Raw genomic sequence first — 20,924 nt, 5'->3', positions numbered from 1 at the left:
ACCGAGGGTTCGCTCGGTCAGCGGCGGAGCCGCGAGCGGACCATGTCGGCGACCTGACGGACCTCCCGGACGTGCAGGGCGTGGGCGATGCCGAGGTAGATGACCCCGAAGACGAGCCCGACGAGGCCGATCTCGAGGGCACTGGCGAACATGCGCCTGATGGTGGACGACGACTCGTCGATCGCAGCGCCGGTGATCGGGTGGAGCACGAGGGTGACGCCCCAGCCGACGAGGCCCGCGACGGCTGCGGCGATGCCCACCCGTGACGCGGTGACGAGCACGTTCGTGAGTCCCAGGGTCCCGGTGCGTCGGCGCAGCAGGAAGAGGCCGGCTCCGGAGCTGACGACGTTTCCGACGGTCTGGCCCATGGCCATGATCCCGATCGCCCACACCGGGTTGCTGAAGATCGCCACCACACCGGCGACAGCACTGGTGCCCGTCAGCAGCACCTGCATGACGACGGTGGGCTTGCCGTCCTCCAGCGCGAAGAACATCCGGTAGCAGAGCAGGTCGAGGCCGAACGGGACGAGCCCCAGGATCATGATGACCAGGACGCTGGCCGAGACCTCGAGGGAGCGACGTTCGAGGCCGGGGTAGAGGAGGGCCACGATGGGGTTCGCGAGCACGATGACGAGCACCATGACCGGCACGTTGGCCACCAGCGGCATGGTCAGACCCGTGCGGAAGTCGCGGCGCAGGGCCGGCTTGTCTCCGGCGGCCGCCGCCGCCGAGAAACGGGGGAACAGCGCCGTGATGATCGAGACGGTGATGAACGCGTGCGGCAGCATGAAGAGCGTGAACGCGATGCTGTAGGCCATGGGCCCACGTGCCGCACTCTTGAGCCCGAGCACGCTGGCCTGCGCCGTGGCGTTGTTGAGGACGCCCTGGCTGATGAAGAAGCCGATCTGTGAGACCGCCAGACCGCCGAAGGCCCAGAGGGCGAGTCGGCTGACGCCGCCCAGCCCGACACCGCGCAGGCCCCACCGCGGCCGATAGCGGAATCCGGTGCGGCGCAGGGCGGGCACGAGAGACAGCGCCTGCACGACGACCGACAGCGTGGCCGACCCGGCGAAGAGCCAGATCATCGGCCCGGTCCACTGGTTCGGGTCGCGGGGCCCGGCGTGGCGGCCGGGCCCACCCGGTTGCGGGAAGACGACGAGGAAGAGCACGAGGCCGGCCACCGCCACGACGTTGGCGATGAAGGGCGCCCACGCGAAGGCGCCGAACCGGCCGCGGGCGTTGAGGATCTGACCGAGCAGGGCGAAGAGGCCGTAGAAGAAGATCTGCGGCAGGCAGATGAGCGAGAACGCCAGCGCCAGGTCCTTGAACTGCGGCGAGGAGTTGCTCGCGAGGAGCCAGACGAAGACGCCGGCCCCGGCCATGACGACCACCGTGATGAGCGCCATGGCCGCCAGGGCGACCGTGATGACGCGGTCGGTGAACTCCTGCCCGCCGTCCTCGAGCTTCATCGCGCGGGCCAGGGACGGGATGAGCACCGCGTTGAGGATGCCGCCCGCCGCGAGGACGTAGAGCACGTTGGGCAACGTGTTCGCGAGGGAGAACGCGTCGCCGGCCAGCTCGGCGCCGATGATCGCGGTGATCAGCGCGTTGCGCACCACCCCGAGAACTCGCGACGCGACGGATCCACCGAGCATCGTGAGGCTGGAGCGGGCGACCGAGGGCGCCATCACGGTCGTCATCGGCGGCTCGAGCACTCGTGGACGAGCGCGGTCACGCGGGTCAGCACGTCGGGGTCGACGTTGGGCAGGACGCCGTGCCCGAGGTTGAAGATGTGGCCCGGCGCGTGCCGTCCCTCCTCGACGATCTCGCGCACCCGCCGCTCGAGGGCCGGCCACGGCGCGAAGAGCAGCGCCGGGTCGAGGTTGCCCTGCACGGCATACCTCGGGCCGAGCCGCTCCACCGCGTCCGTGAGCGACACGCGGTAGTCGACGCCGACGACCTCGGCACCGGCCTGCCCCATCAGGGCGAGCAGCTCACCGGTGCCCACCCCGAAGTGGATGCGGGGGACGTCGAGGTCCTCGACGGCTGCGAGCGCGACGGCGGAGTGCGGCATCGCCCGTGCCTTGTAGTCGGCCTTGGACAATGCGCCGGCCCACGAGTCGAAGAGCTGGACGGCGCTGGCACCCGCCTGCGCCTGCACTCTGAGAAACTCCCCGGAGATCTGGGCGAGACGCGCACACAGGGCGTCCCACAGCTCGGGGTCGCCGTGCATCAGCGCCTTGGTCTTCTCGTGGTTCTTCGAGGGCCCTCCCTCGACGAGGTAGGACGCGAGGGTGAACGGCGCCCCGGCGAAGCCGATCAGCGGGATGCCGCCGAGCTCGCGGACGAGCTGGCGTACGGCCTCGGTGACGAAGGGGACGTGGTCCGCGGTCAACGGGACGAGCTGGTCGAGGTCGGACGCGATGCGGATCGGGTGCGCGACGACGGGACCGACGCCGGGCACGATCTCGAGGTCGACGCCGATGGCCTTGAGCGGCACGACGATGTCGCTGAAGAAGATGGCCGCATCGACGCCGTGGCGCCGTACCGGCTGCAGGGTGATCTCGGTGACGAGCTCGGCCCGCATGCACGACTCGAGCATCGGGATTCCCTCGCGGACGGCGCGGTACTCCGGCAGGGAACGACCGGCTTGACGCATGAACCACACCGGTGTGCGGGTGACCGACTCCCGGCGCGCAGCGCGGACGAGGTCGCTCTGGCGGGTGTCTGGTGGGGCTGTGGTCGGCACCGGTCAATCCTGCCATGGCGCCCGGGTGTGCCCGCGCCACGCACATCCGGCGCGCCCTGAGGACAGATCGGCCGAACGCGGCATACCCTCGTCGGGTGCACACGAGAACGTTGCCGGGCAGCCACGGCGCTGTCTTCGCGCAGACGCTCAGCGCGCTGCGGGACGTCCGTCTGCGCTCGGAGGTGCGCCTGACCGAGGTGCCGGCCCCGTCGCGCATCGCACCGTACGCCGCTGCCCTCACCGCCGACGTCATCGACGTGGTGGATCCCGAGGAGGACCTGGCCACCGGCCGGTTCGTGCTGTTGCACGACCCCGCGGCCCCGGAGACGTGGGACGGGCAGTGGCGCGTCGTCACGTTCGCGCGCGCGGAGCTGGAGCCCGAGCTCGCCGGCGACCCCATGCTCGGGGCGGTCGGATGGTCGTGGCTCAGCGACTCTCTCACGGGCCGCAACCTGTCCTGGACCGCCGAGGCCGGCACGGTCACCCGCGTGGTCAGCGAGAGCTTCGCCGGCCTCGCCGACCGGGAGGCCAGCGTCGAGATGGAGATCCGCGCCTCGTGGACGCCGGTGAAGGGCGACGTGGTCGAGCACCTGCGCGCGTGGGCCGACCTGCTGTGCACCATCGCCGGCATCCCTCCCCTGCCCGAGGGTGTCGTCCCCCTGCCGGGGCAGCGACGGTGACGGCAGAGCCGCGCGAGCCCAACGACAAGCCCGACGAAGGGGCGACCGAACGGGCCACCGATCAGGCGACCGACCAGCACGCAGAAGGCGTTGCTGCCGACCCGTCCGTCGACACCGCAGCCGATCTGGTCCCGCTGACCCACCCGAGCGACGGCGTCCCGGACGTCGTCGTCGACGAGCGCACCCTGATGCGGGCGGCGGAGGCCATCGGCGCCGGCTCCGGGCCGGTGGCCATCGACGCCGAGCGCGCCTCGGGCTACCGCTACGGGCAGCGCGCCTACCTCGTGCAGATCCGCCGGGAGGGGTCGGGCACCTGGCTCATCGACCCGATCGCCTGTCCGGACCTGTCCCCCGTCGGCGAGGCCATCGGCGACGCCGAGTGGGTGCTGCACGCCGCCACCCAGGACCTGCCGTGCCTCGCAGAGGTGGGTCTGCGACCGCGGTCCCTCTTCGACACCGAGCTCGGCGGCCGCCTCGCGGGGCTGCCGCGGGTCGGGCTCGGCGCGATGGTGGAGCACTACCTCGGGCTGCAGCTGGCCAAGGAGCACTCGGCCGTCGACTGGTCGGTGCGGCCGCTGCCCGAGCCGTGGCTGCGCTACGCCGCCCTCGACGTCGAGGTGCTCGTGGAGCTGCGTGACGCGGTGGCGCAGGAGCTCGCCGCCCAGGGCAAGGCCACCTGGGCCGCCGAGGAGTTCGCGCACCTGCTCGACTTCACCGGCCCCGAACCGCGGGTCGACCCGTGGCGCCGCACGTCCGGCATGCACAAGGTGCGTGGGCGCCGCGGACTCGCGATCGTGCGCGAGCTGTGGCTGTGGCGTGACGCGGTCGCCCAGCAACGGGACACCTCCCCCGGCCGGGTGCTGCCCGACGCAGCGATCAGCGAGATCGCCATCGCCAACCAGCGCGCGACCAAGCCTCCGCGCACGGTGACCTCGAGCGAGCCTCGCCTCGCCCGGTCCGTCAAGCGCCACCAGGAGGCGATCATCGAGGTGGTCGCCCGAGCGCTCGAGCTGCCCGAGGCCGACCTGCCCGTGCTCTCGCTACCACCCACCGGGCCGCCGCCGCCGAAGGCCTGGGCTGACCGCGACCCCGTCGCTGCCGCGCGGCTGACGCGGGCGCGCGAGCTCTTGGGCGCCGTCTCCGAAGAGCTCGCCGTCCCGGTCGAGAACCTCCTGACGCCCGACCTGCTGCGCCGCTTCCTGTGGGAGGGGCCGGCGGCCCCGGCGACGACCGAGGTGGCCGAGGCGCTCTCGAGCATGGGCGCTCGCCGCTGGCAGACGACGATCGCTGCACCGCTCGTCTCGCTGGCGTGCAGCGAGAACCCGCCCACCTGACCGCGCTGCTGTTTCGATCGAGAGCACTTCCTCGGGTTGCGTGCTCGGTTGGTGACCCAGCCGGACGGTCGTGAGCATGGTCACCCAGAGGCCTGTTGGTGCTGAAGTTACCCAGCAGTAGTCTCGACCTGACCGTTGGAGAACCACATCAGGAGGCACTGTGCCCCGCGCACTCAATGAGGTCGTCTTCGTCGACGGCGTCCGGACGCCGTTCGGCAAGGCGGGCGAGAAGGGCATGTACGCCCAGACCCGCGCCGACGACCTCGTCATCCGGTGCATCCGCGAGCTGCTGCACCGCAACCCGGGCCTGCCCAAGGACCGGGTCGAGGAGGTCGCCATCGCTGCGACGACCCAGATCGGCGACCAGGGGCTGACCCTCGGCCGCACCGCCGCACTGCTGTCGGGCCTGCCGAACACGACCCCCGGCTACTCCGTCGACCGGATGTGCGCCGGTGCCATGACCGCCGTGACCAACACCGCCAGCTCGATCGCCTTCGGCGCCTACGACATCGCCATCGCCGGCGGCGTCGAGCACATGGGCCGCCACCCGATGGGTGAGGGGGTCGACCCCAACCCGCGGATCATCGCCGAGAAGATCGTCGACCCGGACGCGCTTGTCATGGGCAAGACCGCCGAGAACCTGCACGACCGTTTCCCGCAGCTGACCAAGCAGCGCTCCGACGCCTTCGCCGTCGGCAGCCAGGACAAGCTCGCGCAGGCGTATGCCGACGGCAAGATCCAGCGCGACCTCGTCACCGTGGCCACGCGGCACGTCGAGCAGGGCTGGGGGCTCGCGACTGCCGACGAGCCACCGCGCCCCGGCACGACCGTTGACGACCTCGGCCTGCTCAAAGCGCCGTTCCGTGCCCACGGCAACGTCACCGCGGGCAACGCCGCCGGCCTCAACGACGGCGCGACCGCCTGCCTGCTCGCCTCGGAGCAGGCCGCCACCGAGCTCGACCTGCCGGTGCGGATGCGCCTCGTGTCGTTCTCCTTCGTCGGCGTCGAGCCCGAGGTCATGGGCGTCGGCCCGGTGCCCGCCACGGAGAAGGCCCTCGCCAAGGCGGGCCTCTCGATCGAGGAGATCGGCCTCTTCGAGCTCAACGAGGCGTTCGCCGTGCAGGTGCTCGCCTTCCTCGACCACTTCGGCATCGCCGACGACGACCCGCGCGTCAACCAGTACGGCGGCGCCATCGCCATCGGCCACCCGCTGGCCAGCTCCGGCGTGCGCCTCATGACCCAGCTCTCACGCCAGTTCGAGGAGCACCCCGAGGTCCGCTACGGCCTCACCGCCATGTGCATCGGCATCGGCATGGGGGGCGCCGTCATCTGGGAGAACCCCCACCACGAGGCCTACGTGTCCTCGATGACCACGAACGAGAAGGAGTCCGTCGCGTGACTGCCACGACTGAAAAGCCCACGGCTGCAAGCGACTTCGCCTCCGAAGTCGTGACGCACACCCCGGTGCGCGACGTCTCGCTGCCCGGCGGGGTCGGCACCCTCGCGCTCATCACGCTCGACAACGGCTTCGACCACACCAAGCCCAACACCTTCGGCCCCCAGTCGATCGCCGGCCTCTCGGCCACGATCGCCGATCTGCGCCATCGCGCCGAGGCCGGTGAGATCGCCGCCGTGGCCGTCACCGGGAAGCCGTTCGTCTTCGCCGTGGGCGCCGACCTCACGGGAGTGCCTTTCATCGGCTCACGCGCGCAGGCGCTCGAGATCACCCGGGCCGGCCACACGGCATACGCCGGCTTCGCGGACCTGCCGGTCCCGACGTTCGCGTTCGTCAACGGCGCCGCCATGGGTGGGGGCGTCGAGCTGGCGCTGTCGGCCACCTACCGCACCATGAGCGCCGGCGTGCCGGCCGTGGCGCTGCCCGAGGTCTTCCTCGGCCTCGTCCCCGGCTGGGGCGGCTGCTGGATGCTGCCCAACCTCGTCGGCATCGAGAAGGCGGTCACCGTCGTGATCGAGAACCCCCTGAGCCAGAACCGGATGCTCAAGGGAGTCGACGCCCACGAGCTCGGCGTGGCGGATGCCCTCTTCGAGCCAGCCGACTTCCTCGAGGAGTCGATCGCATGGGCCGCCCGCATCCTCTCCGGCGAGCTCAGCGTCGAGCGTCCCCAGGTGGACCGCGACGAGACGGCGTGGAACGCCGCGATCGCCAAGGCAAGGGGTGTCGCCGACGTCAAGACCGGCCGACAGGCCAAGAGCCCGTATGCGGCGCTCGACCTGCTCGCGGCGGCTCGCACCGCGACCCGTGACGAGGGCTTCGCCGCCGAGGACGAGGTGCTCGCGGACCTGCTCATGAGCCACGAGCTGCGGGCCGGGCTCTACGCGTTCGACCTCGTGCAGAAGCGGGCCAAGCGTCCCGCCGGCGCCCCTGACGAGGCGCTGGCCCGGAAGGTCACCAAGGTCGGCATCGTCGGCGCCGGGCTCATGGCCAGCCAGCTGACGCTGCTCTTCGTCCAGCGCCTCCAGGTGCCCGTCGTGCTCACCGACATCGACGACGAGCGTGTCGCCAAGGGCGTCGGCTACGTCCACGCCGAGCTCGACAAGCTAGCTGGCAAGGGGCGGCTCAGCCCCGACAAGCTGAACCGCTACAAGGCCCTCGTCACCGGGTCGACGGGCAAGGAGGGCTTCGCCGACGCCGACTTCGTCATCGAGGCCGTCTTCGAGGAGATGTCGGTCAAGCAGCAGGTCTTCGCCGAGGTCGAGGCCGTCGTCTCGCCCGCCTGCGTGCTCGCGACCAACACCTCGAGCCTGTCGGTCGCCGAGATGGCCTCGATGCTCCAGCACCCGGAGCGGGTGGTCGGCTTCCACTTCTTCAACCCGGTCGCAGTCATGCCGCTGCTCGAGATAATCCCTGGCGAGCGCACCGACGACCCCACTCTCGCAACGGCTTTCGCCGTCGGCAAGGCGCTGAGGAAGACGTGTGTCCGGGCGGCCGACCGGCCGTCGTTCATCGTCAACCGCCTCCTCGGCCGCTTCATGGGCGAGGCGGCGAGGATCCTCGACGAGGGCACGCCGATCGACGTCGTCGACCGCGCCTTCGGCGGTCTCGCCCCGATGCCGCCCTTCGTCCTCATCGGGCTCGTGGGCCCGGCCATCGCGCTGCACAACGGCGAGACGCTGGTCAGGGCGTTCCCGGACCGCTTCTACGCGTCGCCGACGCTGCAGCGGATCGTCGCGGCCGGCAAGCGCGGCTTCTACGACTTCAGCTCCGGCCGGCCGGTGCTCGACCCGGAGGTCGCCGAGCTCATCGAGAAGCCGGCCGAGCCGGTCGTGCTCGACGTGGCGCAGGTGCGACAGCGGGTGCTCACCGTGCTCGCCGACGAGGCGCGACGGATGCTCGACGAGGGTGTCGCCCAGGCGCCGATGGACATCGACCTCGCGATGATCACTGGCGCCGGCTTCCAGTTCTGGAACGGCGGCATCACGCCGCTGCTGGACCGCACCGGGGTCGCCGAGGCCGTGACGGGCGCCCGCTTCCTGCCGCCGGGCGTCGCCGACGCGTCCCACTGAGCCCACCGGGCGGGGCCTTCCGCCGGCCCTTCCCGGACGCGGCGATACGCGTGGGGGGTGGGCCAGGGCAGGCGTCGGTCAGGGCAGCAGGTGCGCGGAGAGCCCGCGCTCGACGAAGGCGCGAAACTGCTCCGGCGTCCACCCCGCGCCGGTCACGAGCCGCTCGTAGAACGTCGAGTACAGCAGCAGCACGTCGCGTGCCTGCTCCGCGGTCACGTCGTCACGCAAGTAGCCACGGTCGACCAGATAGGCAGCGTTGTGCTCCATGCGTGACGCTCGCTCCCGCTCGATCGTGGCGTACAGCTCGGCGGCCCCGGGATCGACGAGCGCCGCCCTCTCGATGAGGCGGTGCACGGGGTCGCCCACGGCGCCCACCTCGACGGCCAGGCGCGCCCAGTTGCGGATGATGGCAGCCCCATCCGGCGCCTGAGAACTTGCGGCGTCGCTTCGTCCCTCGGCGTGGGTGGTTCCGCTGCCAGCGAGGGACCGGTCCCAGACCGCCTTGAGAAGTCCCGCTTTCGACCCGAACCACTTGTAGACGCTCTCCACAGAGACGTCGGCATCGGCCGCCACCTCGGCCACCGTGGTGGCGGTGAAGCCCTGGGTGAGGAAGCGGCTGCGAGCCATGTGGACGACCGCAGTGCGGCGCTCGACCGCACGCGCCCGACGGCCCGACGCGTCATAACGGCGTCGCGGCCGGCTCGCGGCCGGACCCTTGACGGATGGCGGCATCAGGAGCACCCTTTCAATCAGATGCAGATCACTGTATCGAATCAAGGGAGAGCACCATGGAGACCCCTCGTACTCCCGCGCAGGTCTTCGACCGACTGGTCGCCGCGACCAACGCCCACGACATCGACGGCCTCGTCGACTGCTTCGCCGGCGACTACGAGCTCACCGATCCGGTTCACCCGGCAAGGTCCTTCACCGGCGCGGCGCAGGTGCGCAAGAACTGGACCACCATGTTCACCGCCGTGCCCGACATCCACCTCGACGTGGAGGACCACGCCCTGACGGACCGAGGATTCTGGCTCGAGGCCGCCCAGGCGGGAACACGACGGGATGGGCTGCACCTCGAGACCCGGACCGTCTTCATCGCGGCCGTCCATGGCGGTCGCATCACCAGTGCACACATGTATGCGGCTCCGGTCGAACCGGGCGGGCCCGGCATCGACGCCGTCTTCGCGGGCATGGCCGGCGCCATCCCCGCCCGAAGGTCTCAAGCCGACGAGGCCACCGAGCACGTGCCGGGGAAGCCATGATCACCGTCGTGGGTGGCACCGGGAGGCTGGGCCGTCTCGTCAGTGCTCGGCTCGTCTCCGACGGTCGGGCGGTACGGGTGGTCGGGCGATCCGCACCTCGCATCCCTGTGCCTGGCGCCGAGTTCGTGGTGGCCGACGTCCGAGACCCTGCCGCACTCGCCTCTGCAGTGGCCGGCTCCGACGTGGTGATTTCCGCCATGCACGGCATGGATCCGGGTGCCGGCGAGTCGCCCGCAGCTGTCGACCGCGACGGCAACCGCAACCTCGTCGCGGCCACGCGAGACATCGGCGCTGACATCGTGCTCGTGTCCATCGTCGGCGCCCGGGCGGACCATCCCATCGAGCTCTTCCGCATGAAGGCCGCCGCCGAGGCGGCTGTGCGCGAGGAAGTCTCGACCTCGCGCCCCCGGTGGACGATCGTGCGGGCGACTGCGTTCGCGGACATGTGGCTGGACGTGTTCCGGAGCACGGCGGGCAGTACCGGCGTACCCAAGGTCATGGGACCCGGCCGCAATGCCGTCAACTTCGTCGTGGCCTCCGACGTCGCCGTGGCCGTAGCGCGTGCCGCCACGGACCTCTCCCTCCGGGGACGCATCATCGAGGTTGCGGGCGAGGACCTCAGCGAGACCGATCTGGCTGCCCTCGTGACTCCGCCCGGCAAGCGACCGGCACACATTCCGACGCCCGTGGTGTGGGCCGTCGGGCAGGTCCTGCGACCGTTCCGCCCGAGCCTCGCCCGGGTGGCGCGGCAGGCGCTCGTCATGGAGCGCATCCCGATGGGCACCGACCCCGGACCTGCGCACGCCGAGTACCCATGGCTCCCCCTCACGCCTCTCTCCGACCTGGCGAGGTCATGACGGGCGCCGCACCCGCCGGCACCGGATTTGCCGTAACTCATATATGAGTTAGCCTCGTGGTCGTGCCTCAGACCTACCTGACCCGGATCGGCGGACTCATCCGCGACGCTCGTCGACACAAGGGAATGACGCAGTCAGACCTCGCGGAGCTGCTCGGGACCTCGCAGGGCGCGGTGACGCGCATCGAGCAGGGCAAGCAGAACCTCAGCCTCGACATGCTCGCCAAGATCGGTGACGCGCTCGACTCGGAGTTCGTCTCGCTCGGCCACTCGGGCCCCCAGCACCTGCGCATCGTCGGCGGCCAGAAGCTCACCGGCTCGATCGACGTCAAGACCTCCAAGAACGCCGCTGTCGCGCTGCTGTGCGCCTCCTTGCTCAACCGCGGTCGCACCACGCTGCGCAGCCTCGCCCGCATCGAGGAGGTCAACCGCATCCTGGAGGTGCTCGCCTCGATCGGGGTCAGGACGCGCTGGCTGCCCGACAGCAACGACCTCGAGATCATCCCGCCGGCCGTGCTCAACCTGGACGACATCGACGTCGCGGCCGCCCGCCGCACGCGCACGGTCATCATGTTCCTCGGCCCGCTGCTGCACGAGCACGAGGCCTTCCAGCTGCCGTATGCCGGCGGCTGCGACCTCGGCACCCGCACCGTCGAGCCGCACCTGGCCGCGCTGCGCGCCTTCGGCCTGGAGGTCACCGCGACCCACGGCTTCTACGAGGCTCGCTCGGACCGCTCGGTCGGGCCCCAGCGTGCGATCGTGCTGACCGAGCGTGGGGACACCGTCACCGAGAACGTCCTCATGGCGGCCGCCCGTCACGCCGGCGTCACGGTCATCCGCAACGCCAGCCCCAACTACATGGTGCAGGACCTCTGCTTCTTCCTCGAGAAGCTCGGCGTCCGTATCGAGGGCATCGGCACGACGACCCTGACGGTCCACGGCGTCGCTGACATCGACGTCGACGTGGAGTACTCCCCCAGCGAGGATCCCATCGAGGCAATGAGCCTCATCTCGGCCGCCGTCGTCACCGACAGCTCGATCACCATCCGGCGGGTGCCGATCGAGTTCATCGAGATCGAGCTGGCCACCCTCGACGGCATGGGGATGAAGTACGACCTGACGCCGGAGTACACCTCGGCCAACGGCAAGACCCGCCTCGTCGACCTCACCACGATCGCGGGGCCTCTCCACGCCCCGACCGACAAGATCCACCCGATGCCCTTCCCCGGCCTCAACATCGACAACCTGCCGTTCTTCGCGCTCATCGGGGCGGCGGCCGAGGGCAGCACGATGATCCACGACTGGGTCTACGAGAACCGCGCCATCTACCTCACCGAGCTGACGAAGGTCGGCGCCAAGGTGCAGCTGCTCGACCCGCACCGCGTCATCGTCGAGGGCCCCACGCGGTGGCGTGCCGCCGAGGTCGTCTGCCCGCCGGCGCTGCGTCCCGGCGTCGTCGTGCTGCTCGCCATGCTGGCAGCGCCCGGCACGTCGGTGCTGCGCAACGTCTACGTCATCAACCGTGGCTACGAGGACCTCGCCGAGCGCCTCAACGCCCTGGGCGCGACGATCGAGGTCTTCCGCGACATCTGAGTCCCGCCCTTTTCAACCGGAGTGGAACGGGCTCTGACCTGCGCGGCCCAGCGGGTCGGGACACACGGCCGACGCCGGCGTGTCGCGTGCGCCGAATGGAAAGGCTGCTCCGACTCAAACGGCTGGTCGGCGGTCTATCGTTGACAACTAGGGGCACACCAGCTTCCGCCGCGACCTGTCGAGCAAGCGGGGGGTCACCATGGGGGTGCAACAACCGCCGACGCGGCACGCCCTGATCGTGAGGGAGCGCCGCGCCGCGACCGTCCGGCGGGCGGGCGTCGTGGTGGCGATCGTGCTGGTCGGCGCTGCCGTGTACTTCGGCTCAGCCGTCTTCGGCGACACGTCACCTCCGGCGGCACGCCCCAACCTGCCCCCGCCGACGAGCGCGGTCCAGCCCTCAACCGCTCCCGACCTGGTGCAGGCCATGAACGGAACCCTCACAGGGGCCCCTCCGCCAGAGGTGTCGACCACGAAGTCGGCGCACACGTCGGCGGCGGCCGTCGGCAGCATCCCGTCGAAGCTGGCAGCGTCGGTGTCCTCCTGTCAGACGCGGTGGCGGCTCGAGTCCGTCGCTCTCGCGGACGCAGACCGGTCGCTCTCACAGTGGCGGCGGCACCTCGAGATCATGAACGAGCTCCAGGATGGCCGGATCAGCCTGGCAACGGCGAAAGCTCAATGGCCCATCACGACGTACAAGGCCGTGGACCACGAGGCTGCGTTCCGTTCCGCGGATGCTGCCCTTGCTTCCTCGCCGGCCATCTGCGCCGTCGACGACTCGGCCACCGGACGCGCCGCCGACGCAATCCGTGGCTGCGCGGCGTCCATGAAGGTTGTCGACGACGCCCTGGTCAAGGCGCGCGTCGCCATCGCCCCATGGGAGCGCCACCTGAAGGACCAGACCCACTTCGCCATGGGCATGATGACGGCAGCGGCGGCTGAGGCGGCGTGGCGGGTGATGTGGAAGACCGGTCTGGACACCCTGCCTCCCTATGACGCGGTCGCGCACGAAGCCCTGACCGCGGTGTGCCCCCTGGCGGGCTGAGGCCGGCCGCGGTCACTCGGCCCAGGACGAGGGCCACGCTGTCGCGATGGAGCACGTTGCCCAGGCGCGCGAGCCCGATCCAGGCGTCGAGGGCGCGACGCCAGCTGTCGTCAGGAGCCGTAACGCGGAGGCACGGCCACGGCGACAGCCGTGAGGAGGGCGACGACCACCAGGGCGCGAAGCATGCCGGAGGCGTCGGGCATCAGGAGCCTGGTCACGAGGCCGCCGACGACCGTGACGGCGAGGGTCCCGGCGACTGATGCCCGGCCGTCGGTGAGCGCCTGCCGCCCAGTGCGTGGAGAGGTCAACGTGGACCAGCGCCGCAGCCGTGCACCCGTCCCACGGTTCATGCCGCCACCGCCGCCCCGGTTGGGCGTTCCCTTCCGGTAGAAGGCGGCTCACTTCGAGCCGACACCGCAACGGTAGAGACCCCCACCGGCCGGGCATCGCCTCACGGGTGGACCTTCGCGCCTCCACCCAGGGGTGGAGAGTCCGCGGTGTGCCGTATGCCGTATGCCGTGTGCGCGCCTTCGCCGGGCCACCGCTGCGGCCGCCTATGCCCTCGTCACAGGCGCGCCACCTACTCTCGGCGCATGAAGGCTCGCGCCACCTACTCTCGGCGCATGAGGGGTCTCGCCTCGCTGACCGCCGAGGCGTGCGTCGTCATCGCGCTGACCGGCTGCTCTTCGGCCGCAGTGCCGGCCCCTACGGGGTCCGCCTCGGCCACGAGACCGGCCACAGCATCGCCTCTTCCCACTGGAGCGCCGACCACGCCGGCGACGACGACGCCGCGCCCGCTCACGACGCCCTCGAGCCGGACCACGGCCGCGCACGGCGGCCCGCCGGTCGCGTACCGGACCCGCGTCCTGCACCACGGCGGCGACCACCCGGACGACCTCGTCCTCGACCGCTCGGGCTCGCTGCTCTACAGCGACTACACGAACGGAACCATCAGCCGGCTGAATTCCGACGGCACGCGAACCGTGCTGCACCGCGGGATCGACGGTCCGGAGGGGATGGCGCTGCTTGCCGACGGGACCCTCGTGGTGGCTGAGGAGAACACCAACCGGCTGCTCGCGTTCGCGCCGGGCAGGAGCGCCGCCACCGTGCTGGTGACCCTGCCGGGTCGTCCGGTGAGGAGCACCTGCCACGAGGGCGTGGACGGAATCGCCTGGGACGCCAGCACGCAGACGCTGGTCGTGCCCGATCCCGTCACGGGGACCGTCTACCGCTTGTCGCCGGATGGGCGCTCACAGCAGGTGCTGTCGACGGGCTTCGTCCACCCGGTCGGTGCTGACGTGGGACCCGACGGCCGGGTCTACATCGCCGACGAGTGCGGAGGCGGCGTGTGGCGCCTGGGTTCGGCCGGCAGCCACATCCGGGTGGCCACCGCCGTCATGCCGGACGATGTGGCCCTCGACGGATCAGGCTCCCTGCTTGTCACGGACGTGCGGCACACCCGGCACGACGTGCGCCGCTGGCCTGTGACCGGCGGCACCCCGACAGTGCTCGTACGCGGCGGGCTGCTGGAACCGCAGGGACTGCTCGTCGATCGGGCGCATCGGGTCTTCGTCTCCGACGACAAGGCCCGGGTCATCCTCCGCCTGACGCCGACCCGCTGACCCGGCCGGGGGGGGGGGGTCGGGGGTCACGGCAGTGCTCTCGCTCATCTCGGGACTCGGCCTCAGCCGGCGCTCTCGGCGGTCTTCTGCAGATCGTCGAGCACGGCCTTGGGGTCACCGGTCATGGCCTTGCCCAGGTTCTGCTGGACGGCGAGCTTGACCTTGTCCCAGGCGGGGTCGTCGGTCGGCGTGAGCCGCGCGTTGGGCAGGGTGTCGAGGTAGACCTTGAGCTTCGGGTCACCTTGGAACTGCTGGACGCCCGACTTCGTGACGGGCAGGAAGCCCTCCGCCTTGATGAAGGTGTTGACCTGGTCGGGCTGGTAGTAGAGGTCGTAGAACGCCTTGACCGCCTTCTCGTTGCCCTGCTTCTTGAAGGCCATCAGGTAGTCGGTGACGCCGAACGTCTTGCTCTCGGTCCCGTCGTTCGTCGGGAACGGCGCGACGCCGTAGTCGACCTTCTTGTCCTGGTCGAGGGCGCCGGCCAGCGGGCTGAAACCGATGACCATGCCGGCCTTGCCGGACTTGAACAGGTCGAAGGCGTCAGCGCGGTTGGTGCGGGCGGGGTTGTTCTGGGTGACCTTCTCGTCGGAGAGCTTCTTGAGGAAGGTCAGCGTCTGGACGTTCTTGTCCGAGTTGATGGTCCACTTGTTGTCGGCCTTCCAGTCGCCGCCGTTGTTGAACAGCCACATGGAGAACTCACCCTGTGACTCCTCGGGCCCGAGCGGGAGGGCGTAACCGACGTTGCCCGTGGCGGCGATCTTCTTGGCATCCGCCTCGAGGTCGTTCCACGTCTTCGGCGGCTCGTTGATCCCGGCCTGCTTGAAGATCGCCTTGTTGTAGAAGAGCGCTCGCGCCGAGCTGAGGTCGGGGAAGCCGTACATCTTGCCCTGGTAGGTGCCGTACTTGACGAACGTGTCGAGGATGTCGCTCTTGGCCGCGGCCGGCAGGACCTCGTCGGAGTTGTAGAGCAGCCCGTCCTTGGCGTAGCTGGCGTACGCGTTGAGGTTGAGGATGTCGGGCGCCTGGTTGTTCTGGATCATCGTCGAGGACTGTTGGTCGATGTTGTCCCAGCTGACGACCTGGACGTCGAGCGTGTAGCCCGTCTTCTCCTTGTACGTCTTGGCGAAGGCGTCCCAGAACGCCTTGGTGTGGTCCTTCGAGTACTCGGCCGCGACGAGCTTGATCGTCTTGACGTCCTGACCACTGCCACCGGTGGAACCGGCGCCCCCTGCCGACCCGGCGCCGCTGCCTCCGCCGCACGCGCCGAGGGCGAGGCCTGCGATGGCCATCCCTGCGACGACCACGGACTTCTTCGTCGTCCTCATGTCTCTCCCTTGGTTCGGTGCCGGAACTGGTGGCGATGTGGTGACACGCCGACCCGGCCACGCGGTGACGCCCAACCTAGAGCGGCGGCCCCGGGTCATTCAAGAGCAATGATGACCGGATCTTCATCAATTCGATCACAATCACGCAGGCGTTTTGCGGTTCAGACTTGGAGGACCCGCACGCCCGCCTCTCGCAGCGCCTCCACCTCGTCGCGGTCTGCGCCCACCGTAGTGACGAGGTGGTCGATCCGCTCGGCGGGGCAGATCGAGGCGAAGGTCCGGGTGCCGAGCTTGTCGCCCGTCGCGACGCAGATGACCTGCCTGGAGCGCTCGATCATGCTCCGGATGATCGCCGCCTCCTCCTCGTGCCGGCAGGTCGCACCCTCGCGCACCGACAGGGCGTTGACCCCGACGATCGCGACGTCGATCCACAGCTGCTGGAGCACGAGCGCCGCGAGGGGGCCGGTGACCTCGTAGGACTCGGGCCGGGCGACGCCGCCCAGCGAGACGCACTGCACGTGCGGACGCAGCACCGCCTCCGCGGCGATGTTGAGCGCGTTGGTGACGATCGTGAGCTCGCCCTCGACCGCGAGGTCGTCGCGAGCGGTGATGGCTCGGGCGGTGGCGGTCGTCGTCGTCCCGCCGTTCAGGCCGATGACCTGACCCGGCTCGACGAGCCCGGCGGCAGCCTCGGCCACCCGGGTGCGGTCGTCGTCGCCCATGCTGCTGCGGTAGCGGTAGGGCAGCTCGTAGGCGACCGAGGTCGCGACCACGCCGCCGTGGTTGCGCGCGACGAGCTGGCGCTTGGCGAGCTCGGAGAAGTCGCGCCGGATCGTGGCCTCGCTGACGGCGAGCAGCTCGGCGGCCTCGCCGACGCCGAGGCGACCGGTCGTCGCCAGGCGGTCGAGCATGATCGACCATCGGCTGGCGCGGTTGGGGGCGAGATCGATCTCATCGGTCACGCGCTGACGATACCGCTCGCATCGGGCAATGGACATGTCCATCTGTGCGCGAATACGCTGTGATTCGCGCACAGACAGTCAGAGCCTCAGCGCGGCGGCTGGTGCCGCCGCCCTCACCACCGCCGGGAGCCGCCATGCCGCAGACCACTCACCTCGCCCAGGAGATCGCCACCCAGCCCGACGACTGGGAGCGCGTCATCGCACGCCTCGACGAGGTCGCCGGCCACCTGCCCCGTCCGGGTGAGCGCGTGGCGACGATCGGGTGCGGCACGTCGTGGTTCATGGGGCAGGCGTATGCCGCCCGGCGCGAGGAGCTCGGCCAAGGCCCCACCGACGCGTATGCCGCCTCGGAGCACCACCTCGCGCGCGGCTACGACCGGGTGGTGCTGATCAGCCGGTCCGGCACGACGACGGAGGTCATGGAGGTCGTCGAGCAGCTGCGCACCGCCGGCACGCCGCACGTCTCGATCGTCGCCACCGCCGGCACGCCCGTCGCCGAGAGGTCCGACGCCACGATCCTGCTCGACGACGTCGACGAGCAGAGCGTCGTGCAGACCCGCTTCGCCACGACCTCGCTTGCCCTGCTGCGCGCCTCCCTCGGCGAGGACCTCTCGCCGGCGGCCGAGCAGGCCCGCGCGGTGCTCGCGGAGGACGCGGCGACGGCATACGGCCCGCTCGTCGACACCGAGCAGGTCACGTTCCTGGGGCGCGGCTGGACGGTCGGTCTCGCCAACGAGGCGGCGCTCAAGCTGCGCGAGTCGGCCCAGTTCTGGTCCGAGTCCTACCCGGCGATGGAGTACCGCCACGGGCCGATCAGCATCGCCGCGCCCGGTCGGGCCGTGTGGGCGTTCGGCGAGGTGCCGGAGGGGCTGGAGGAGCAGGTGCGGGCGACCGGTGCCCACTTCGAGCACCGCGGCGTCGACCCCCTCGCCGACCTCGTGCGGCTGCACCGGTTGTGCCTCGGCAAGGCCGACGCCGCCGGCCTCGACCCCGACGCCCCCCGCAACCTCACCCGCAGCATCGTCCTCACCTGACCGCACCTGGCGGCATCCGACACCGACACCGTCGAAGGGCCACGAATTAGGCCCCGGTTCGTGGCCTTTCGACGGTTGGGAGCCCGGTTTGTGGCCTTTCGACGGTTGAGTCGTGTCAGCGGAGGGCGAGGAGGGTCATCAGGCGGGCGGCCTCGTCGGTGACGGCGTCGCGGGCGGCGCCGAGGTACTTCCTCGTGTCGACGGTCGGCGACTGCTCGAGCCGCGCGGTCATCGCCCGGGTGAAGACCTGGTTGAGGTGGGTCGCGATGTTGACCTTCGTCATGCCGGCCCGCACCGCTGCGACCAGGCCATCGTCGGGCACGCCGGACGAGCCGTGCAGCACCAGCGGCACGGGGACCGAACGGCGCAGTGCCGCAATGAGATCCGTGTCCAGCTCTGCGGTGCGGTCGGTCATCGCATGGCTGCTGCCGACCGCGACGGCGAGCGCATCGACCCCGGTGTCGGCGACGAACCGCGCCGCGTCGCCCGGGTCGGTGCGCACCCCCGGCGCGTGGACGCCGTCCTTGCCGCCGACCTCGCCGAGCTCGGCCTCGACGCTGACCCCTGCGGCGCGGCACAGCTCGACGACGCGACGGGTGACGGCACGGTTCTCCTCGTCGGGCAGCGTCGAGCCGTCGAACATCACCGAGGTCAAGCCCAGCCGGACCGCCTCCTCGACGAGCGAGACGTCCTCCGCGTGGTCGAGGTGCACGACGACGGGCTGCGCGCACCCGTCGGCGATGGCGAGCGTCGCCGCGGCGATCGGGGCCAGCGAGCCGTGGTAGCGCACGCAGTTCTCGGAGATCTGCATGACGACGGGCAGGGCGACCCGCTCGGCCGCCGCGGCATACGCCTCCGCGTGCTCGAGCTGGATGACGTTGAAGGCAGCGACGGCACGCCCGGCGGCTGACGCCTCGGCGAGCACGGGCGTCAGGGCAGAGCGGGTCACGAACGGATCTCCTCGATCTCGACGGTGGAAAGCAGGCGGTCGACGTCGTCCGGATCGACGGCGCCGGCGACGTGTTGCAGCACCGCCGCGCCAGACCAGGCGACGCCGCGGCGCAGCACGCCCGCCCATGCGTCCCGACCCGGCGGCAGGTCGCCTGCCTCGTCGAGGTCCGCCGCGAGGGAGGCCGTGAGCGCGTCCCCCGCGCCGGTGGGGTTGCCCGAGAGCGGACGCGGCAAGAAGGCGCGCAGCGCGACCTCGCCGTGGACGAGGACGAGGCCGTTGATGCCGTCACTGACGAGGGCCGCGCGGGCACCGGCGGCCACGAGCGCCCGCGCCGCGCCGAGGACCGACGGCACCTCGCCGCGGCCGAGCCCGGTGACGGTCTGTGCCGCCTCGACGCGGTTCGGCTTGACCAGGTCCGGACCGATGCCGAGCGCGCGCGACAGGTGGGGGCCGCTGACGTCGAGCACCACCCGCAGGCCGGCCTCGTGCGCCACCCGGGTCACCCGCCGGACGAGCTCAGCGTCGGTGCCCGGCGGGAAGCTGCCCGAGACCGTCAGCACCGACGCGTCCGCGGCGAGCGCCGCGATCTCGTCGACGACCCGGTCCCAGACGCGTTGCGACTGGCCGAAGCCCGGCTCGTTGAGCAGGGTCGCGCGCCCGGTCGCCTCGACGACCGCCACCGAGCGCCGGGTCGGGCACGGCGACGCGATCAGACGGTGCGGCACGCGCCGCGCGCCGAGGTCGCTGCGGAACAGGCCGGCATCCATCTCGCCCACCGGCGCCACCGCCACCGCCTGCCGGCCCATCGACGCGAGCACGGCGGCCACGTTGAGGCCCTTGCCGCCCGCCCGCTCGCTCACCGAGGCGACGCGGTGGGACTCCCCGAGCGCGACGAACGGGACGGCATACGTGATGTCGAGTGCCGGGTTCGGCGTCAGGGTGAGGATCATCGGCCGACGAGGTCGAGCGCGATGGTGGCGGCGCCGAGCGAGCCGGCCCGGTCGCCGAGGGCGGCGGCCCTGACGGCGACGTCGTCGCGGCCGCCGAGGCGGGCGGTCAGGGCCGTGCGCAGCGGCCACAGGAGGGTCTCGCCCGCCCGGACGAGGCCGCCGCCAATGAGGACGACCTCGGTGCCGGCTGCCGCCACGACGGGGGCGACCATGGACGCGAGTGCGTCGACGGCCTCCTGCCAGACGCGGCGAGCCTCGAGCTCTCCAGCCTCGGCGCGGCGAGCGACCTCCGCGGCGTCGCCGACGAGGCCGGTCGCCTCCGACCAGCGACGTCCGATCGCGCCGGCGCTGGAGAGCGCCTCGAGGCAGCCGCGCTGGCCGCAGCCACAGAGCGGGCCGTCGGGCACGACGATGACGTGGCCGATCTCGCCGGTCCAGCGCGAGCCGGTGACGAGCTGGCCCCGGCTGAGGAGCGCGCTGGCGAGCCCGGTGCCCAAGGGCAGGAACAGCACGTTGTCCGCCTCCCGGGCCGCCCCGAGGCGGTGCTCGGCGAGCAGGCCGGCGCGCACGTCGTGCCCGATGGCGACCGGGACGTCGACGTGCGCCGCGACGGCGCCGTGCAGGTCCAGGTCACGCCAGCCGAGGTTGGCCGACCACACGCCGATGCCGTTCGCCTCGTCGACCAGGCCGGGCACGACGACGCCCACCGCGAGCAGCTCGGCCGCCTCGCCGACCCGGCCGGTCAGCTCCGCCGCCACCGTGGCGGCGACCTCGCCGAGCTGGTCGCCGACCCTCTCCGGGGTCGGCCGCACGGCCTCGGCCAGGACCTCGCCCTGCGGGGTCACGAGGACCGCCTTGATCCGGGTGCCGCCGACGTCGATCCCGACCACCGCTTCGCACTTCACGACGCGCAGTCTATGAGCGCTCGTGCGCGGGTGACGACTCGATCGAGCACATATGGACAGGATCGTGAACCGCGCCGCCTGGCCGCCCGACGCACCCCTTCCGCCGACATGCCCGACGGCATACCCTGCCGCT

General features: G+C 71.2%; 19 protein-coding genes. 10 read left to right on the top strand and 9 right to left on the bottom strand.

Going from position 1 to position 20,924, the window contains the following annotated elements:
- Positions 1-17 precede the first annotated feature (17 nt).
- Together murJ and hemE are read right to left on the bottom strand one after the other, a co-directional pair.
- Positions 18-1,700 (bottom strand): murein biosynthesis integral membrane protein MurJ, encoded by a 1,683-nt coding sequence (gene murJ / locus AC3WRT_RS05405; protein ID WP_492720018.1) that lies wholly within the window; start codon positions 1,698-1,700, stop codon positions 18-20.
- Entirely contained in the window at positions 1,697-2,749 is a 1,053-nt protein-coding gene (gene hemE / locus AC3WRT_RS05400) for a uroporphyrinogen decarboxylase (RefSeq protein ID WP_492720015.1), read from the bottom strand. Before hemE ends, murJ begins: the two co-directional genes overlap by 4 nt.
- A 95-nt stretch (positions 2,750-2,844) precedes the next feature.
- Between hemE and AC3WRT_RS05395 the strand changes: the two genes are divergently transcribed.
- The 4 genes from AC3WRT_RS05395 to AC3WRT_RS05380 all read left to right on the top strand — a co-directional run bounded on the left by AC3WRT_RS05395 (position 2,845) and on the right by AC3WRT_RS05380 (position 8,288).
- Complete coding sequence (locus AC3WRT_RS05395; protein WP_492720013.1) at positions 2,845-3,429, top strand: DUF3000 domain-containing protein; 585 nt, start codon at positions 2,845-2,847, stop codon at positions 3,427-3,429.
- Positions 3,426-4,763 (top strand): HRDC domain-containing protein, encoded by a 1,338-nt coding sequence (locus AC3WRT_RS05390; protein WP_492720010.1) that lies wholly within the window; start codon positions 3,426-3,428, stop codon positions 4,761-4,763. The genes AC3WRT_RS05395 and AC3WRT_RS05390 overlap by 4 nt, the downstream gene beginning before the upstream one ends.
- A 160-nt stretch (positions 4,764-4,923) precedes the next feature.
- A complete protein-coding gene (locus AC3WRT_RS05385; protein WP_492720008.1) occupies positions 4,924-6,162 on the top strand; it encodes a thiolase family protein in 1,239 nt (412 codons plus the stop codon).
- Positions 6,159-8,288: a 3-hydroxyacyl-CoA dehydrogenase NAD-binding domain-containing protein gene (locus AC3WRT_RS05380; RefSeq protein WP_492720005.1), complete on the top strand. Its 2,130-nt coding sequence runs from the start codon at positions 6,159-6,161 to the stop codon at positions 8,286-8,288. The genes AC3WRT_RS05385 and AC3WRT_RS05380 overlap by 4 nt, the downstream gene beginning before the upstream one ends.
- 78 nt (positions 8,289-8,366) lie before the next feature.
- Here AC3WRT_RS05380 and AC3WRT_RS05375 read toward each other — a convergent pair whose 3' ends face one another.
- The gene (locus AC3WRT_RS05375; RefSeq protein ID WP_492720002.1) at positions 8,367-9,020 is read right to left on the bottom strand and encodes a TetR/AcrR family transcriptional regulator; all 654 of its coding nucleotides are present in this window, start codon (positions 9,018-9,020) and stop codon (positions 8,367-8,369) included.
- Between the two features lie 56 nt (positions 9,021-9,076).
- On the opposite strand from AC3WRT_RS05375, the gene AC3WRT_RS05370 reads away from it, so the two are divergent.
- The 4 genes from AC3WRT_RS05370 (at position 9,077) to AC3WRT_RS05355 (ending at position 13,041) form a co-directional block, all read left to right on the top strand.
- Positions 9,077-9,550 carry a nuclear transport factor 2 family protein gene (locus AC3WRT_RS05370; protein WP_492720000.1) on the top strand — a complete coding sequence of 158 codons (474 nt, stop codon included), beginning with the start codon at positions 9,077-9,079 and terminating at the stop codon, positions 9,548-9,550.
- Positions 9,547-10,407, top strand: coding sequence for an SDR family oxidoreductase (locus tag AC3WRT_RS05365; RefSeq protein WP_492719998.1), 861 nt, complete (start codon positions 9,547-9,549; stop codon positions 10,405-10,407). The genes AC3WRT_RS05370 and AC3WRT_RS05365 overlap by 4 nt, the downstream gene beginning before the upstream one ends.
- Before the next feature lie 62 nt (positions 10,408-10,469).
- On the top strand, positions 10,470-11,999 hold the full coding sequence (locus tag AC3WRT_RS05360; protein WP_492719996.1) for a helix-turn-helix domain-containing protein: 1,530 nt from the start codon (positions 10,470-10,472) through the stop codon (positions 11,997-11,999).
- Between the two features lie 238 nt (positions 12,000-12,237).
- Entirely contained in the window at positions 12,238-13,041 is an 804-nt protein-coding gene (locus tag AC3WRT_RS05355) for a hypothetical protein (RefSeq protein WP_492719994.1), read from the top strand.
- Between the two features lie 110 nt (positions 13,042-13,151).
- Here the strand turns inward: AC3WRT_RS05355 and AC3WRT_RS05350 are convergent, their stop codons facing one another.
- Positions 13,152-13,391, bottom strand: a complete 240-nt coding sequence (locus AC3WRT_RS05350) for a hypothetical protein (RefSeq protein ID WP_492719992.1) — start codon at positions 13,389-13,391, stop codon at positions 13,152-13,154.
- A gap of 273 nt (positions 13,392-13,664) precedes the next feature.
- Between AC3WRT_RS05350 and AC3WRT_RS05345 the strand changes: the two genes are divergently transcribed.
- The gene (locus tag AC3WRT_RS05345; protein WP_492719990.1) at positions 13,665-14,663 is read left to right on the top strand and encodes an NHL repeat-containing protein; all 999 of its coding nucleotides are present in this window, start codon (positions 13,665-13,667) and stop codon (positions 14,661-14,663) included.
- 62 nt (positions 14,664-14,725) lie between these two features.
- Here AC3WRT_RS05345 and AC3WRT_RS05340 read toward each other — a convergent pair whose 3' ends face one another.
- Together AC3WRT_RS05340 and AC3WRT_RS05335 are read right to left on the bottom strand one after the other, a co-directional pair.
- Positions 14,726-15,988: an extracellular solute-binding protein gene (locus tag AC3WRT_RS05340; protein ID WP_492719988.1), complete on the bottom strand. Its 1,263-nt coding sequence runs from the start codon at positions 15,986-15,988 to the stop codon at positions 14,726-14,728.
- Between the two features lie 161 nt (positions 15,989-16,149).
- Complete coding sequence (locus AC3WRT_RS05335; RefSeq protein ID WP_492719986.1) at positions 16,150-16,950, bottom strand: DeoR/GlpR family DNA-binding transcription regulator; 801 nt, start codon at positions 16,948-16,950, stop codon at positions 16,150-16,152.
- Positions 16,951-17,084: 134 nt separating this feature from the next.
- On the opposite strand from AC3WRT_RS05335, the gene AC3WRT_RS05330 reads away from it, so the two are divergent.
- A complete protein-coding gene (locus AC3WRT_RS05330; RefSeq protein WP_492719983.1) occupies positions 17,085-17,984 on the top strand; it encodes an SIS domain-containing protein in 900 nt (299 codons plus the stop codon).
- A gap of 115 nt (positions 17,985-18,099) precedes the next feature.
- Here AC3WRT_RS05330 and AC3WRT_RS05325 read toward each other — a convergent pair whose 3' ends face one another.
- The 3 genes from AC3WRT_RS05325 to AC3WRT_RS05315 are packed head-to-tail and all read right to left on the bottom strand — an operon-like array spanning position 18,100 to position 20,791.
- Entirely contained in the window at positions 18,100-18,933 is an 834-nt protein-coding gene (locus AC3WRT_RS05325; RefSeq protein ID WP_492719981.1) for a class II fructose-bisphosphate aldolase, read from the bottom strand.
- Positions 18,930-19,886, bottom strand: coding sequence for a 1-phosphofructokinase family hexose kinase (locus tag AC3WRT_RS05320; protein WP_492719979.1), 957 nt, complete (start codon positions 19,884-19,886; stop codon positions 18,930-18,932). The genes AC3WRT_RS05325 and AC3WRT_RS05320 overlap by 4 nt, the downstream gene beginning before the upstream one ends.
- Positions 19,883-20,791 (bottom strand): ROK family protein, encoded by a 909-nt coding sequence (locus AC3WRT_RS05315; RefSeq protein WP_492719977.1) that lies wholly within the window; start codon positions 20,789-20,791, stop codon positions 19,883-19,885. Before AC3WRT_RS05315 ends, AC3WRT_RS05320 begins: the two co-directional genes overlap by 4 nt.
- Between the last annotated feature and the right edge of the window lie 133 nt (positions 20,792-20,924).

This window comes from Terrabacter sp. FW104-15G4B (genome assembly GCF_058790095.1).
This window is presented reverse-complemented; position numbering and strand designations above follow the sequence as displayed.